Raw genomic sequence first — 15,833 nt, forward strand, 5'->3', positions numbered from 1 at the left:
CCGGACGGGTGCCGTCGTTGCGGTGGCGGGTCGTGGCGGCCGTCGCGCTGTTGCTCGTGGCGACGAACGTCGTCGTGGGGGCGGTGACCGTCGTCGCGTTCCGGGGGTACCTGGTCGACCGGCTGGACGCGGAACTGTCGACGGCCGCGAACCGGACCGTCGGCGGACGGGACGGCGCGGACGCGCCCATCGGACCGCCGCCCGGGTCGTCGTCCTCGTCGTCATCCTCGTCGTCGTCGGATCGTCCGGATCCCGACAACGCCTTCATCGGTGCACCCGGGCAGTCCGCCGGCACGGTCGTCGCGATCGTGCGGGACGGCACCGTCGTGCTCGGCGGGTACACCGACAGCGACGGAGACCAGCACGGGCTGGCGTCGGCGCAACGGAAGACGCTCACCGCGGTCGACATCGGCGCGGACCCCGCGACGATCGACCTCGGACCCCTCGGCGCCTACCGGGTGCAGGCGGTCGGGCACGACGGCGACGTGTTCGTCACGGCCCTGCCGCTCGGCGACCTGAACGCCGCGATCGCGCGCCTGCTGCTCGTGATCGGGATCGTCACGGTGCTCGGCCTGGTGGTCGCCGCCTGGGCACTCGCGCTGCTCGTGCGACGGTCCCTGCGACCGCTCGAGCGCGTCGCGTCCGTGGCCTCGGACGTCACGGCACTCGACCTGGAGCGCGGCGACACGGACATCCCCGTGCGGGTCGCCGACGCCGACCTGACAGCCAACCGCGAGGTCGGCCAGGTCGGCACCGCACTGAACCGCCTGCTCGGCCACGTCGCCCGGGCCCTGACGGTCCGACGCGACGCCGAGGCGGGCATGCGCACCTTCGTCGCCGACGCGTCGCACGAACTCCGCACGCCGATCGCGACCGTGCGCGCCTACGCCGAGCTGACCGCGGGCTCGTCGGACCTCGACGCCATCCACCGGAACGTCGACCGGATCGGGCAGGAGGCCCTCCGGATGGGCGAGCTCGTCGACGAGCTGCTGCTGCTCGCGCGGCTCGACGCCTCGGCCCTCGGCACCGCGCCACCGATCGTGCCCGAGCCCGTCGACCTCACCTCGCTCGTCGTCGAGGCCACGATGGACGCCCGCGCCACCGCGCCGGAGCACCGGTGGACGCTGCAGGTCGTCGACGACCACCCGCTCGTGGTGCCCGGGGACACCGCACGACTGCGCCGCGTGGTGACGAACCTGCTCGCGAACGCGCGGACGCACACACCCGTCGGCACGACCGTGGTGGTGTCGTTGCAGGCGTTGGACGGCGTCGACGAGGGCCACGGGGCCGGTGGCTCCGTGGCGCGCTTCGTCGTGGCGAACGACGGGCCGCCGATCCCCACGGAGACCCTGCCCACCCTGTTCGACCGCTTCACCAGGGGCGAGGCCTCGCGGACGCGTTCGCCGGGGCAGGGGACGAGTGGCCTCGGGCTCGCGATCGTCCGAGCGGTGGTCCTGGCGCACGGCGGCAGCGTCCGGGTCTCGTCGGAGCCGGGACGGACGGCGTTCACGGTGGACCTGCCTGCCGCTGCCGTCGGCGTGGGCGTGGGCACGGGCACGGGGTCGCATACTGGTCGGAGAACGTCGGACGAGGAGGCCCCGTGACGAACGCGTACGACAAGCTGCCCGGCCGTCCGGACCCCGCCGACCTGGTGGTCGAGGTCCCGGCGTTCGAGGACGACCGGCCCCAACCCGAGCCCGCACCGCCCGCCGCGGCGCCGGAGCTCGTGGCCGCGACCGAGTTCGCACGGTCATCGCACGCAGCCCCCACGATCCGCCGGACGCAGATGCGGGCGGGCGTGTGGATCGCGGGCGTCCCGATCGCAGCGCTCGTGGTCGTCGCGATCGTGCAGATCCTGCTGCCCCGCTGAACCGCTCGTCAGGCGCTCGGACGCGTGCTCACGCGCCCGCGACACCTCACGCACCACTGGCCGCGTGCGGTGTCGTTGAGCACGAAAGTCGTGCGCGGTCCGGATCGTCAGACGATCGACCAACGTCGAACCCGATCGCGTGCATCCGTGGCGGAGCGCCCGCAGGCTGGGTCTTGTCCGAGCAAGACGACCCGAACGGGTCACCACTGCAGAGATGGGAAACACGATCATGAACTCGTTCAAGCGCAAGTCCGTGAAGCTCCTCGCCGGCACCGCCCTCGGTGGCGCCGTCATCGCCGGGGCGTTCGTCGCAGCCCCTGCGCAGGCCGCCGAGCCCGCGCCCAGCACCTCGTCGTCCGTCGGGGGCAGCGTCAACGTCAACCTCGACCCGGTCGCGATCGTCAACGCGATCAAGGACGCCGTCAACGACCAGAGCGACCGCGGCGGTGCCGTGCAGGCGGCACTCGACGTCGGGTACTGGAACGTCGGCAACCCCGACCGCCTCACCGTCGCGGTGGTCAACAAGAACCAGGACATCACCGTCGAGGGCGACGTCGCCGATGCCCAGTCGATCGACATCAAGGGCGGCAACTACGTCATCTACTGGTTCAAGGGCCCCGGCAAGGTCACCAACAACGGTGACGGCGGCTGGCTGAACTGGGGTGTGTTCGGCAACATCGAGCGCATCGACAACGTCATCCACGTCAACGGCGGCTGACTCCGGCTCCGGCGGACGACGCCCCCTGGGACCCCGGTCTCAGGGGGCGTCGTCGTGCGCCGGCGGTGCTTCGATCCCCAACGGCCGGGTCCCCGCCGCCAGGCCGAGCTGGCGCCGCGACCGGATCCAGCCCCGGACGAAGGCGACCGACACCAGCGCCGTCCGGTTCGGCGCCTTCCACGACTTCATGAGCCGCCCGAGGTGCCAGGCGACGGCCTGCCGGCTGTAGGCGGTCTCCTTGGCGATGGCGTCGTTCGAGAGCCCGCTGGCGGCGAGCGCGAGCATCCGTTCCTCGGTCTCGTCCAGGCCGGGCGCGGACGCCACCAGGTCGATGTCGTCGGTGCCGAGCGGTGCCGCGGCGTCCTCTGACGGACCGCCACGCTGCTGCGCCCAAGCCTCGGCCCAGCAGGAGCCGAGCTCGTGCGCCACGAGCGACGCCCGGCTCATCGCGAGCATCGTCCGCCCCGCGTGGTCGATCGTCGTCGCGTGCTCGCGGGTGGCCGTGTGCATGACGAGCGCGAAGACGCGGATGGCGGGCAGGGCGCCGCGGAGCACGACCGACACGTCGACGTGCGGATCACCGGCACTGGCGGCGGCGACCTCGCGCAGCCGGACGAGGCAGTCGGGGTCGAGCGGCTCACCGTGCTCGACCGCCCGCAGCGCTGCAGGGAGCACGAGCGGGACGATCTGCTCGTAGCGCCGCCGGAGCCAGTCGTGTCCGTCCGGACGGATGCCGTGCAACGGTGGCGCGAGCAGCAGCTCGGTGAACTCGGGGCACCGCTCGTCGAGCGCCAGACCCAGCCGCTCCCCCGGGAGCAGCACGGCCGTCCGTCGTGCGTCGTCGCGCTCGGTCGTCATCGTGCGTCGAACGTATCCGGACAACAGGTGTCGTGTCCGCTGCGTTCACGTGGTGTTCGTTCTTACCCCGGACACAGGGCCCTGCTCCGGCCCCCGTAGCCGGGCTCCCGAGCATGAGCGGCATGACGGAGACCGACCAGCCCCTCGACATCGACATCGTCGTCCCCTGCTACGACGAGCAGGACACACTCGCCGCCCACGTGCGGCGGCTGCACACGTTCTGCCGGACGTCGTTGCACCACTCGTGGCGCATCACGATCGCGGACAACGCCTCGACCGATGACACCGAGCGGATCGCCGACGACCTCGCGGCGATGCTCCCCGGCGTGCACGCGGTCCACCTGCCCGAGAAGGGCCGGGGTCGTGCGCTCAAGGCCGTGTGGGCCGCGTCCCCGGCGACGGTGCTCGTGTACGTCGACGAGGACCTGTCGACGGATCTGGCGGCCCTCGAGCCGCTCGTCGCGCCGCTGCTCTCCGGGCACTCGGACCTGGCGATCGGGACGCGGCTGGCGGATTCGTCGCGGGTGGTGCGGGGCAGCAAGCGCGAGTTCATCTCCCGCTCGTACAACCTGTTGCTCCGGTCCACGATGGGGGTGTCGTTCTCCGACGCGCAGTGCGGCTTCAAGGCCGTCACCAAGCGCGCGGCCGACCACCTGCTGCCGCTCTGCGAGGACGACGCGTGGTTCTTCGACACCGAGATGCTGGTGCTGGCCGAGCACGCCGGACTGCGCATCCACGAGGTCCCGGTGGACTGGGTCGACGACGTCAACTCGTCGGTGCACATCGCGTCGACCGCGACCGCGGACCTGAAGGGCATGTGGCGCGTCTCGCGGGGCATCGCCACGGGTCGGGTTCCCATCGGCGCCGTGTACGAGGCGATCGGCCGCCGCCCCTTCACCCCACCGCACGTCGGGTTCCTCGGGCAGCTGCTGCGGTTCGGGGCGATCGGGGTGCTCTCCACGGTGGCGTTCGCCGTGCTCTACGCGCTGTTCCGGCCGGCGATCGGAGCGCAGACCGCGGACTTCCTGGCCCTGCTGCTGACGGCGATCGGCAACACCGCCCTCAACCGGCGGTTCACGTTCGGCGTGCGGGGCCGCGCCGGAGCCGGGCGACACCACGTGCAGGGGCTGGTGGTCTTCGGCGTCGCCTGGGCGATCACGTCGGGGTCGCTCGTGGTGCTGCACAGCACGACGCCGGGAGCCTCGCACGGCACGGAGATCCTCGTGCTGACGGCCGCGAACCTGTTCGCGACGTGCGTGCGCTTCGTGCTCTTCAAGGCGTGGGTGTTCCGCACCGGCCGCCGTCACCCGGAGCTCGTCCGCCCCGGGACGACCCCCGCCGCCGACGCGAGCACGGCGGTCACGGAGCCGATCGCGGTGAGCGACCGGACCGGTGAGCGAGCGGCCTGACACCGTGCCGGGTCACCCACCCGGTGCGAGGTTGCACGGCGCCCGCGGCACGCCGCACCGTGCGGCGTCGGCCATCCCGTGCGAGGTTGCACGCTCCGTGCAGCGCTACGAACTCGCACCGAGCGTGCAACCTCGCACCAGCCGAACAGACCCGCACGGTGCGACCCCGTCACACGCCCGGACCACCCGTGTTGCACGGTCGGTATACCAAGCCGTAGCATCGCCCTACCGCACCACCACCCCACAGGGCCCGACTGCCACCATCGGTCTGCCCGCGGCGAGCGCTCCATCGATGCAGCCCGCGCCGTCCGCTGCCGGCAACGCCCCACTGGACCCGCACGTGAACCCCACACCCTTCGGTCTCTACGACCCTGCCCGCGAATCGAGCGATTGCGGCGTCGGTTTCATCACCCGTCTCGACGGGACGCCGAGCCACGACGTCATCCGCAAGGGCGACGAAGCGCTGTGCTCCATCCCGCACCGCGGCGGCAAGTCCGCCGAGGGTGTCGGTGACGGCGCGGGCGTCAGCATCGACCTGTCGGTGGAGTTCTTCAGCGCCATCACCGGCCAGCAGCTGCGCGCCGGGCACTTCGGCGTCGCGAACTGCTTCGTGCCGAGTGGCACCGGCGCGGACGGCGCCGACGAGCGCACCCGGGCCCAGCAGACGGTCTCGGACGCCATCGCGGCCGAGGGCTTCGAGCTGCTGCTGGTCCGTGACGTCCCGGTCGACCACTCGGTCGCGCGCCCCGAGGCCGAGCAGTACCAGCTGCCGATCGTGCAGTGGGTCTTCCGTGCACCGTCCGACTGGGACCGCACCGAGGTCGACGCCGCCGCGAACCGTGCCCTGCTCGCCATCGAGGCCGTGTCCTACGCCCAGGCCGCCGCCGAGCGTGCCGAGCACGCCGCCCTGTACCCGCTGTCACTCAGCGCCCGGACCCAGATCCTGAAGGGCCGGCTGAACTCCGGCGAGGTGATCGGGTACTTCACCGACCTGCGTGACCCCCGGCACTCGGTGCGGACGCTGTACTTCCACACCCGGTTCTCGACGAACACCGAGCCGCACCCGACGATGGCGCAGCCGTTCCGCCTGATGGCGCACAACGGCGAGCTGAACACCGACCGGAAGAACCGGCTGTCGGACGAGGCGCTCGCGCGTGCGCGCACCCGGAGCATCGTGCGTCCGCCCGGGCAGTCGGACTCGAGCCGGCTCGACCAGACCCTGCAGAGCCGTGTGTTCGACGACGGGCTCGAGATCGTCGAGGCCGTCGTCTCGCTCATGCCCCCGGCGTGGGAGAACGACCGCACCCTGACCTCCGACGTCCGGGACATGCTCGAGTACTTCTCGCTGTACGAGGAGAAGAACGACGGCCCCGCGGCCGTGATCTTCAGCGACGGCGACGTCGTCGGTGCCCGGTTGGACCGCCTGGGCCTGCGCCCGCTGCGCACCGTCGAGACGGCCGAGTACCTGATGGTGTCGTCCGAGGCGGGCCAGGTCGAGTTCGCCGCCGACGAGGTCGTGCACCGCGGCCGCATCGAGGCCGGCGGCATGCTCGTCGTCGACCACCGCACCGGATCCCGCATGCGCACCGGCGAGGTGCTGCGCATGCTCGCGGCCCGCCGTGACTACGGCACCCTGCTCGACGCGGCCCGCGTGAACCTGGACGACCTGCCCGCGCCCGCCTACGAGCGCACCAGGAACACCCTGGGCTACGACGGCGACCTGTCGCTCGCGGGCCGGTACGTCGCGTACTCGCTGAACCAGGAGAGCTTCCGGTTCATGCTCGACCCGATGCTGCAGAACGGGTCGGAGCGCATCTCGGCGATGGGCTACGGCAACGCGATCAACGCCCTGAGCGACACCGAGGGCGGCATGGCGAAGTACTTCTCGCAGCGCTTCGCCCAGGTGACGAACCCGCCGCTCGACTCGATCCGCGAAGCCGACGGCATGTCGATGCGCGTCGCACTCGGCGCCAAGCCGGACGGCACCGGCACAACAGGCCGGCAGCTCGTCGTGCAGTCGCCGATCCTGGGGCACCTGGACATGGTGCGGCTGCGTGACCAGGACATCGTGCCGCTCGAGCGCTTCGACATGCTCTACGTGCCGGTGCCCGCCGACGAGCAGGCGAACGCCGACGCGATGCGCGGCGCACTGGACGCCCTGTGCGACGCGATCGAGGCGTTCGCGTCGCGTGGTGGTGGGATCGCGGTCGTAACCGACCGCGAGGTGTCGTCGACCCATGCGCCCCTTCCCGTGATCCTGGCCGTGGCGGCCGTCAACCAGCGACTCATCGAGACCGGTCTGCGCCTGCGGGTGTCCGTCGTCGCGGAGAGCGGTCAGCTGCCATCGTCACACCACGTCGCGACCGCGCTCGGCTTCGGTGCCGCCGCTGTGTACAGCTTGAGCGCACGGCTGCGTGCGGAGGAGAAGTACCCCGCCGCGCCCGCACCCGCCGGTGAGCTGACCGCGACCGACCTGGCACTCAAGCAGTTCCGCAAGGCCGCCGAGAAGGCCCTGGCGAAGACCATGGGCCGCGTCGGCCTGTGCACCGCCGAGAGCTACATCGGCGGCGAGTTCTTCGAGCCGAACTACCTCGACACCGGCGACGACGTGCTCGCACGGGTCTTCCCGCACATGCAGGCCCCGGTCGGCGGCGTCGGCTTCGTGCGCATCGCCCAGGCGGCGACGGACTGGCACGAGCGTGCCCGTTCGGTGGCGTCCGAGGGTCAGGTCCCGCTCCTCGGCCTGTTCAAGGAACGCTCCGACGGCGCCGGCCACTCGTTCGGCGTCGCGAGCGTCCGCGGGTTCGGCGGCATGACCGAGGAGCGCCCGGCCTTCGAGCGCTCCGGCGACTCGGACGCGCTGCGGCTGCTCACGCTCCGCCAGCTCGACGACTCGTTCGGCATCACCGACGCCGCGTACCGGAACACCGGGTACGACCGCCTCAGCGAGGCCGAGATCGACGCGCACCGCATCACGCCGGGCTACGTCACGTTCCTGCAGACCACGCACGACGAGCGGTCCCGCCGCCCCGCCGCGCTCCGCGACGTGCTCGCCCTGCCCGCGGACGTCACGGGCATCGACACGGCCGAGGACTTCGCGCGCGAGCTCGGTCGTTTCTCGACGAGCGGCAACGCCAGCGTCACCGTGCGCGGGCTCTCCGGCTCGCGTCCGTCGGACGACCAGGACCTGCCTGGAGGAACGGAGCGGTTCCGCCTGGAGCTCACGTCGACGGGGACCACGGGTGCACTGCGCCACACAGCCCTGGCAGACGGCCTCGCGTTGCTCCACCCGGGGCAGATCGACGTCGACGCCGTCGACGACACCCAGGTGACGCTCCGCGCCACCGGTGCGGCCGTCGCGCTGCTCGCGCTGCTGCAGAGCGCCCCGGCGAGCGTCGAGCTCGACGAGGTGCAGCCGGCCCACGAGATCACCCGGACCCTGGCGTCCGGCGCGATGAGCCACGGCGCGCTCGTCGCCACCGCCCACGAGGCCGTCGCGCACGGCACGAACATGGTCGGCGGCATGTCGAACAGCGGTGAGGGCGGCGAGCACCACTCCCGCTACGGCACCATCCGCGGCTCGCGCATCAAGCAGTTCGCCTCGGGCCGGTTCGGCATCTGGGCCGGCTACCTCGCCGACCCCATGCTCGAGGAGCTCGAGATCAAGATCGGCCAGGGTGCGAAGCCCGGCGAGGGTGGCCAGCTGCCCGCACCCAAGGTCACGGTGGACATCGCCGCGGCCCGTGGGGGCACGCCCGGCGTCGAGCTGATCTCGCCGCCGCCGCACCACGACACGTACTCGATCGAGGACCTCGCGCAGCTCATCCACGACTGCAAGGCCGCCCGCGTCCGGGTGATCGTGAAGCTCGTCTCGTCCGAGGGCATCGGCACCATCGCGGTCGGTGTCGCGAAGGCCGGCGCCGACGTGATCAACGTCGCGGGCAACACCGGCGGCACCGGGGCCGCGGCCGTCACGAGCCTGAAGTACGCCGGCCGCTCCGCGGAGATCGGCGTGGCCGAGGTGCACCAGGCCCTGGTCGCGAACGGCCTGCGCCAGAAGGTCACGCTCCGCTGCTCGGGTGCGCACCAGACCGGCAGCGACGTCGTCACCAGCGCCCTGCTCGGCGGTGACAGCTTCGAGTTCGGCACGACCGCGCTCATGATGCTCGGCTGCGTGATGGCGAAGAACTGCAACGTGAAGTGCCCGGCGGGCCTGACCACGAACGCCGAGGCGTTCGAGGGCGACCCCCGCGCGCTCGCGCAGTACCTGCTCAACATCGCCCACGACGTGCGGCAGATCCTGGCCCGGCTCGGCCTGCGCTCCCTGCGCGAGGCCCGCGGCCGGACCGACCTGCTGCAGCTCCTCGACCACCCGGCGAGCGTGGGCCGGCTCGACGCCCGCGCCCTGCTCGCCCAGGTGCCCGAGAAGGTCGTCACCGACCCGGAGTACCTGGAGAAGGACTTCCACACCGACGACGCCCTGTTCGAGCGCGTCCGCACCGCCCTCATCGACCACGCGCAGGAGCACGTGCTCGTGCACGGCGTCCTGCTCGGCAACAGCGACAAGTCGGTCGGCGGCCAGCTCGGCATCGACCTCGAGCGCCTGCTCAACCACGAGCTCCGCGCCGAGGACGTACAGGGCCTGCCCGCCGTGACGACGGACGACCGCGGACGCCGCCGGCTGGTGGACGGCGCGGTCACGATCCGCACGCAGGGATCAGCCGGGCAGTCCTACGGCGTCTTCAACAACGACGGCGTCGTGCTCGAGCACACCGGCACCGCGAACGACGGCGTCGGCAAGAGCCAGAGCGGCGGACGGATCATCGTCCGTGCCCCCGGTGGCGGCAGTGCCGAACAGGGCGGCAACGTGCTGGTCGGCAACTTCGCGCTCTTCGGGGCCACCGGCGGCCGCACCTTCGTCGAGGGCGAGGCCGGCGACCGGTTCGCCGTCCGCAACTCCGGCGCGACCGCCGTCGTCGAGGGCCTCGGCGACTTCGGCTGCGAGTACATGACTGGCGGTGCCGTGTTCAACCTCGGCGCGTTCGGCAAGGGCCTCGGCAACGGCATGTCCGGCGGGTTCCTGTACCAGTACGACCCGTCCGGCCAGGTCGCCGAGCGTGCCAGCACCGACTCGCTCCTGGTGTTCCCCGTCACCGACACCGAGCGCGGTGCGTTCCACGAGGCCGCCGCCCGCCTGCTGCTCGAGTGGCACCTCGAGGCGACCGGTTCGGCCCTGGCCGAGCGGCTGCTCGCCGAGTGGGACACCGCGCGCGCACACGTGTTCGTCGGCATGCCCCGCGCCCTGCTGCTCACGCAGGACGCCGGCGAGATCCTGGCGGCGGCGACCCGGCCGGAGCTCCTCGACGAGCTCGCGACCTCGATCGCCACCGACAAGCTCCGCGCGTTCAAGCTCGACTACCGCGACCAGCGCACGGTGCTCGACGGCCGTGCCCCGGCGCTCGGCGACCAGGGCGAGGACATGTTCTCGCTGCTGTCGTCGTACACCGTGCTCGGGGTCGCCCAGGACGTCGCCCTCGAGCGCGTCCCCGGCGCGTCCGGTGCCGCCGACCCGCGGGTCGCCGAGGCCGTCAAGAACCTCGTGCTCACCGAGGACTTCTCCGTCAAGCAGCGCGTCGTGAAGTACCTGCGCGGCACGCTCGACCGATTCGCCGACGACCAGCTCGCGACCCTGATCGCGATCAAGCGGCTCGACGACTACAAGCGCGCGCTCACCCAGCGGAACAACCGCAGCATGGACGCGCCGGGCACCGCGGGGTGGATCATGCACCAGAACGCCCTGAACGACGGCCGCGTCCGCGAGGCACGCTTCGACGAGCTGCTCGCGACCGCGGCGCTCGAGGACATCGCGCGCCGTGCACCGCAGGCGCCGACCGAGGCGGTGACCGCGTGAGCCTGCTCCCCCCGACCGGGTCGCTGATCCCCGTCGACGCACCGTTCTCCGCCGCCCAAGAGTCCTGGCTCGCCGGGTTCATCGCGGGCATCGCCGCCGCCGGCAAGAAGGTCGCGGCCAGCGCGCCCACGACGACGATCGACGTGCTCTTCGGCACCCAGACCGGCAACGCCGAGTTCCTGGCCGACGAGCTCGTCGCCGGCGCAAGGGCCCGCGGGCTCGGTGGCCGTTCCAGCGCGCTCGACGCCGTCACGCCCGAGCAGCTCGCCGAGATGTCGCACGTGCTCGTCGTCACCTCGACCTACGGCGAGGGCGAGATGCCCGACAACGCCGGCCTGTTCTGGGACGCGATCCAGGCCAGCACGGTGCCGCGGCTCGAGGGGCTGCAGTACGCCGTCCTCGGGCTCGGTGACACGAGCTACGACGAGTTCTGCCAGGCCGGCAAGCTCCTCGACACCCGCTTCGAGCAGCTCGGCGCGACGCGGGTCCACGACCGCGTGGACTGCGACGTCGACTTCGAGGACGCGGCCGCACTGTGGACCGCTGCGGTCCTCGACCGCCTGGCCGCCGAGACCGGCGCGACGGCTGCACCCGACGCTGCCACGGGCGGTGGCACCGGCGACGGTGCAGCCGCGACCGGCGGGGCGGGCGCGAGCCGTGCCTCCCGGCCGGGGTCGCAGTGGAACAAGCGCAACCCGTACCCGTCGCGCCTGGTCGAGAACCGGCTGCTCTCCTCGCCGCGCAGCGCGAAGGAGATCCGGCACTACGAGTTCGACCTCGGCGACTCGGGGATCGAGTACGCGGCCGGTGACGCCCTGGCGGTGGTGCCGGTGAACGACGAGGTCTTCGTGGCGGACCTGCTCGAGCAGGTCGGCGCGAACGGCGGCGAGGCGTTCGACGGCCGTCCGATCAGCGAGGTCCTGCGGACCGACCGCGAGATCCGGACGCCCTCGAAGGACCTCATCGCTGACCTGGTGCAGCGCGCGCCGTCGAGCGAGCTCGCAGCCGTCGTGGCGCACGGCGACAAGCACGAGCTGGACCGCTGGCTGTGGGGACGTGACGTCCTCGACCTGCTCCGCGACGCCGGGTCGGCTGCCCCCGGACTCGACGAGCTGTTGCCGAACCTCCGGCCGCTGCAGGCGCGCCAGTACTCGATCTCGTCGAGCCCGCTGGCGCACCCGGACCGCATCCACCTGACCATCGCGTCGGTGCGCTACGGCGACCCGCACCGGATGTACGCCGGCGTCGCGTCGACGTTCCTGGCCGACCGGGTCGACCCGGACGGCACCGTCGACGTGTACCTGCAGCCGAACGCGTCGTTCGGGGTACCGGCGGACGAGTCGGCGCCGATGATCATGATCGGTCCGGGCACCGGAGTCGCGCCGTTCCGCGGGTTCCTGCACGAGCGCGCGGTGTCCGGTGCGACCGGGCGCAACTGGCTGTTCTTCGGCGACCAGCACCGGGACACCGACTTCGTGTACCAGGACGAGCTCGCCGAGCTGCAGGAACAGGGCGTGCTGGACCGCCTCGACCTGGCGTTCTCGCGCGACCAGGCCGAGAAGGTCTACGTGCAGACCCGGATGCTCGAACGGTCGGCGGAGCTGTTCGCCTGGCTCGAGGACGGCGGCCACGTGTACGTGTGCGGCGACGCCTCACGCATGGCGAAGGACGTCGAGGCCGCGCTGCTGCAGGTCATCCGCACCGGCCGCGGGCGCGACGAGGACGACGCGCAGGCGTACCTGGCCGACATGCGTCGCGCGAAGCGGTACGTGCGCGACGTCTACTGAGGCGAGCGGAGAGACCGCCCCGGCCACGGAACCCGAATCCGATGGCCGGGGCGATCCCGGAGGAGCGCCGGTCGGTCGAGACCGATCGGCGAGCCCAGCACCGTGACGCGGCGGTCCCGGCGCACGGCGCCGGTCGCATGAGCGGCGAATCCCCTGATCCGGGACTCACCTCGCTCGCTCGCCCAGAGCACCGATGGTTGGTCGGTGCCGGACTCGCAGTGCGTCACGGTCAATTCGGGTCCCCCTCCTGCCGCGGGACAGGTCAACACCGGATCCCTGGATTCCGGTGCGGGGGACGACTCTGTACCGCGGTACAGAAAGCGTACGGGTCGGACGGACTGACCGGAACCCGTTGACCCAGATCAGCGTGTTGTGGTACCGCTCGGAGTGCTCGAGGCGTCGTCCGCGTCCCCGGGTGCGACGGCACGTGACCACGCCGAGTCGTCGGCCGTGCTGGTGTCCGTCGGCTCCGGTGTCAGCACGAGCCCGGACCCCGACGTGGCCGATGCGTAGAGGTCCTCGAGCCAGCTGCGGTTGATCGACGGCACCCGGCTCCCCGTGAACTTGAAGTGCAGGCTGACGCTCGGATGCAACCAGATCGTGCTGCGACCGTTGCCGTGGATGACGTCGTCCTTCCACGAGAACGCGAAACGGTGGTCGCGCCGGAGCATGTTGACGATGACGATCTGCAGGTGTGTGAGCGCGCGGTCGTCGATCCGCAGGTCGAGCGGTTGCCCGCCGTAGATGAGCTGACCCATGGCTCCTTCTACTCCTGTGCCGCGGTGTGCGCGAGGTTCGACGCCCAGGTCGTGATCGTCCGGTCGAACCAGACGGCGTCGACGTTGCGCTCCCACGCGTGTTCGGCCGGTTCGCTGACCGCCAGCGTCACCGTGCCCGGGTGTGCCTCGGCGAACTCCTGGCTGGCCGAGAACGGCACCGTCGTGTCGCCGGCGGAGTGGATGAGCAGGGTCGGTGGCAACGCCCGGGGTGCGCGCAACCAGGAGAGGGCCCGGACGTCGACGGCTTCCCGCAGCCCGACCAGCCGGCAGATGACCGGGGTCGCCATCGCACCGAGGGCGGCCGAGACGACGATGCCGGGGAGACCAGCACGGCGGGCCTGTGACCGGACCGCCACCGACCAGTCCAGCGCGGGGGCGACGAGCACGATCCCGGCCAGGCGGTCGCGGTGCGCCGAGCGGGCGAGGAGCTCGTGCGTGATCGTCGCGCCCATCGACCAGCCGACCAGGACGAGCTGTTCGGCGCCGTTCGCGACGGCGTGGTCGAGCGCCGCTTCGACGTCCGCCCACTCGCGGGCACCGAGGTGCGAGGCCCGGCCTTCCCACGGGGCCTCGCCGTCGCCACGGAACGACGGGACGATCGACGTCCAGCCGAGCTCGAGCGCCGCGGGGACGGTCCGGAGCGCGGTGACCCGGGTCGTCCGGATCCCGTGGACGTGGACCGCCCAGGTCCGGGCGGCATCGCGGTCGGCAACGCGGTCGGCAACGCCGTCGGCGGTGCCGTCCGTTCCCGCACGGCCGTCGGCCGCGCCGTCGGGGCCCGGCCGCACCACCCACGCCGGTGCCGGCCCCACCGGCGTCGGCAGCGACACCTCGGACCAGTCGACCTCCATCGCCGCCGGGTCCGGGTGCACGTGCCCACTCCACCGCACCCGCGACGACACCGCGCCGGTCGTCCGCACCACGGCCCGCCGCACCGACCCGGCGGCTTCGTCGATCTCGAGCACCGGCCCGACGGTGGTGTGGCCCGGGCCGTCGTGCCACAGGCCGTACTCCCCCGGGCGCACGGTGTCGTCGGTGATCGGCAGCCGGACGGAGTCGGCGTCGGACCCGAGCACGGGGGTCCAGCGGTCGCCCCCGGGCAGCACGATCCGTCCGACGACCTTCCGCACCACGAGCAGGACGAGCAGCGCCGCCACCGCCAGCACCACGAGCGCACCGAGCACCCACCACACGATCGTCACGCCGTCATCCTCCGAGGCTCCGGGTCAGGGTCCGTTCCGCCGCCCGCACCTGGGCGAGCTCGGCATCGTCAAGGGTCCGTCCCTGCACCTCGGCGTCGCGGATCGCGATGACCAGGTCGTAAGTCCGGGCCTGCGGGTCGCCCGGCCGCTCGACCGCGCGCACCTCGTGCCGGCGCACGATGCGGCGCAGGTGGCGGTGGTGCCCGCGGTGCCGCAGGTCACGCCCCCACCGCCGGAACGTCAACGAGGCCATCGCGACGACGATCAACACGATGCCCAGGTAGAACGGCGGGTCGAAGGCCAGACGCAGTCCGTCACGGACCCCGGCTGGGAACACCCCGAAGTGGTCCGCCGTCAGCGAGGCGACCTCGTCGACGCTCGCCAGGACCACCAGGGCCAGCCCGACGCGGAACACCACGAGCGCCACCGGGTTCTGCAGCACGCCACGCCGCAGGGTCGTCGCGGCGATCAGCCCCACGCTCACCATGTAGACGGTCGCGTAGAACCACATCGGCGTCTGTGCGATCCCGTGCACGATGAAGTCGAAGTCGGTACCGCCGCGCTCCTCGACCAGCAGGAACGGCACGGTGAACGCCACGACCACGACGAGCAGCGCCACCGGCTTCGCCAGCATCGGGCGTTCCGGCAGGTCGTCGGTGCTCGCCCGCAGCATCAGCCAGAACGCCACGGTCGCGCAGACGTTCTGCACCAGGTTGATCAGGTTCGAGCCGCCCAGTGCGCCGTCGAGCACGGTCTGCGGCACGACGCTGCCCAGGGTCAGGAGCCCGAGTGCGCCGACACCCGTGGCACCCCAGGCCGCCCGGCCGCGCGGGTTCCGCAGCACGTACGGCGTGCGGGCGAGGAAGATCAGCGCCGCGAACCAGAAGGCTGCGGCGTGCAGTGCTGCCATCAGCCGTAGGCCCGCTCGTCCGCGCCCGTGGCACCGGCGAGCAGGACGGTCGCGAGTTCGTACGCGAACCGCTCGGCGAAGTGCTCGTCGTCGTCCGAGATGCTCACGAGCCCCGAGTCGGCGTCGAGCGCACGACGGCACACGTGGCCCCCGGCGGCGAACTCGGCGACGGACGACGCGGTCGGCGTGCCGACGTCGCCGTGCACCAGGTGCCCGAGCTCGTGCAGCACGCAGTGCATGCGGTAGAGCGGCGGCGCCCCGGCGGGCACGAGCACCAGGTTCTCGTGCTCGAACTGCGACACGAGCGCCGTGAGCGGCCCCCAGCTCGGACCGTCGACGTCGACGACGCGAGTGGGTTTGCCGACCATCGTGCCGACGCCGGTGACGAC

At 72.1% G+C, this 15,833-nt stretch carries 10 protein-coding genes and 1 pseudogene; 6 read left to right on the forward strand and 5 right to left on the reverse strand.

All coding sequences use genetic code 11. From position 1 onward, the window contains the following. The first annotated feature begins 32 nt into the window (after window positions 1–32). The 3 genes from BIU95_RS03595 (at window position 33) to BIU95_RS03605 (ending at window position 2,588) form a co-directional block, all read left to right on the forward strand. Window positions 33–1,604 (forward strand): cell wall metabolism sensor histidine kinase WalK, encoded by a 1,572-nt coding sequence (locus tag BIU95_RS03595; RefSeq protein WP_175470713.1) that lies wholly within the window; start codon window positions 33–35, stop codon window positions 1,602–1,604. Beyond that, window positions 1,601–1,870: a hypothetical protein gene (locus BIU95_RS03600; protein ID WP_017885437.1), complete on the forward strand. Its 270-nt coding sequence runs from the start codon at window positions 1,601–1,603 to the stop codon at window positions 1,868–1,870. The genes BIU95_RS03595 and BIU95_RS03600 overlap by 4 nt, the downstream gene beginning before the upstream one ends. A gap of 214 nt (window positions 1,871–2,084) precedes the next feature. Further along, window positions 2,085–2,588, forward strand: a complete 504-nt coding sequence (locus BIU95_RS03605; protein ID WP_254783252.1) for a hypothetical protein — start codon at window positions 2,085–2,087, stop codon at window positions 2,586–2,588. Between the two features lie 39 nt (window positions 2,589–2,627). On the opposite strand, the gene BIU95_RS03610 is transcribed toward BIU95_RS03605, so the two are convergent. Then, entirely contained in the window at window positions 2,628–3,446 is an 819-nt protein-coding gene (locus BIU95_RS03610; RefSeq protein ID WP_031259005.1) for a LuxR C-terminal-related transcriptional regulator, read from the reverse strand. Window positions 3,447–3,568: 122 nt separating this feature from the next. Here BIU95_RS03610 and BIU95_RS03615 point away from each other — a divergent pair, with 122 nt between their 5' ends. From BIU95_RS03615 to BIU95_RS03625, 3 genes are all read left to right on the forward strand, one after another. Continuing rightward, on the forward strand, window positions 3,569–4,855 hold the full coding sequence (locus BIU95_RS03615; RefSeq protein ID WP_254783254.1) for a glycosyltransferase: 1,287 nt from the start codon (window positions 3,569–3,571) through the stop codon (window positions 4,853–4,855). A gap of 340 nt (window positions 4,856–5,195) precedes the next feature. Next, on the forward strand, window positions 5,196–10,766 hold the full coding sequence (locus BIU95_RS03620) for a glutamate synthase-related protein (protein ID WP_071250450.1): 5,571 nt from the start codon (window positions 5,196–5,198) through the stop codon (window positions 10,764–10,766). Next, window positions 10,763–12,553 (forward strand): sulfite reductase subunit alpha, encoded by a 1,791-nt coding sequence (locus tag BIU95_RS03625; RefSeq protein WP_056070095.1) that lies wholly within the window; start codon window positions 10,763–10,765, stop codon window positions 12,551–12,553. The genes BIU95_RS03620 and BIU95_RS03625 overlap by 4 nt, the downstream gene beginning before the upstream one ends. Before the next feature lie 362 nt (window positions 12,554–12,915). On the opposite strand, the gene BIU95_RS03630 is transcribed toward BIU95_RS03625, so the two are convergent. From BIU95_RS03630 to BIU95_RS18505, 4 genes and pseudogenes are all read right to left on the reverse strand, one after another. Then, window positions 12,916–13,311: a hypothetical protein gene (locus tag BIU95_RS03630; protein WP_042539899.1), complete on the reverse strand. Its 396-nt coding sequence runs from the start codon at window positions 13,309–13,311 to the stop codon at window positions 12,916–12,918. 8 nt (window positions 13,312–13,319) lie between these two features. Beyond that, the gene (locus tag BIU95_RS03635) at window positions 13,320–14,534 is read right to left on the reverse strand and encodes a S9 family peptidase (protein ID WP_052481865.1); all 1,215 of its coding nucleotides are present in this window, start codon (window positions 14,532–14,534) and stop codon (window positions 13,320–13,322) included. A gap of 4 nt (window positions 14,535–14,538) precedes the next feature. Next, a complete protein-coding gene (locus tag BIU95_RS03640; protein ID WP_042539900.1) occupies window positions 14,539–15,444 on the reverse strand; it encodes a hypothetical protein in 906 nt (301 codons plus the stop codon). After that, window positions 15,444–15,833: pseudogene (locus BIU95_RS18505) on the reverse strand (hypothetical protein); the annotation flags it as partial. The gene BIU95_RS03640 and the pseudogene BIU95_RS18505, both read right to left, overlap by 1 nt.

The sequence above is a fragment of the Curtobacterium sp. MCBA15_007 genome (genome assembly GCF_001864905.1).
GTDB classification, from domain to species: domain Bacteria; phylum Actinomycetota; class Actinomycetes; order Actinomycetales; family Microbacteriaceae; genus Curtobacterium; species Curtobacterium poinsettiae.

What these genes read in the sequence shown, in the direction of transcription:
- BIU95_RS03605 (WP_254783252.1), top strand. Translation starts at nt 2,085, where the DNA reads ATGGGAAACACGATCATGAACTCGTTCAAGCGCAAGTCCGTGAAGCTC.
- BIU95_RS03630 (WP_042539899.1), bottom strand. Translation starts at nt 13,311, where the DNA reads ATGGGTCAGCTCATCTACGGCGGGCAACCGCTCGACCTGCGGATCGAC.
- BIU95_RS03615 (WP_254783254.1), top strand. Translation starts at nt 3,569, where the DNA reads ATGACGGAGACCGACCAGCCCCTCGACATCGACATCGTCGTCCCCTGC.
- BIU95_RS03640 (WP_042539900.1), bottom strand. Translation starts at nt 15,444, where the DNA reads ATGGCAGCACTGCACGCCGCAGCCTTCTGGTTCGCGGCGCTGATCTTC.
- BIU95_RS03610 (WP_031259005.1), bottom strand. Translation starts at nt 3,446, where the DNA reads ATGACGACCGAGCGCGACGACGCACGACGGACGGCCGTGCTGCTCCCG.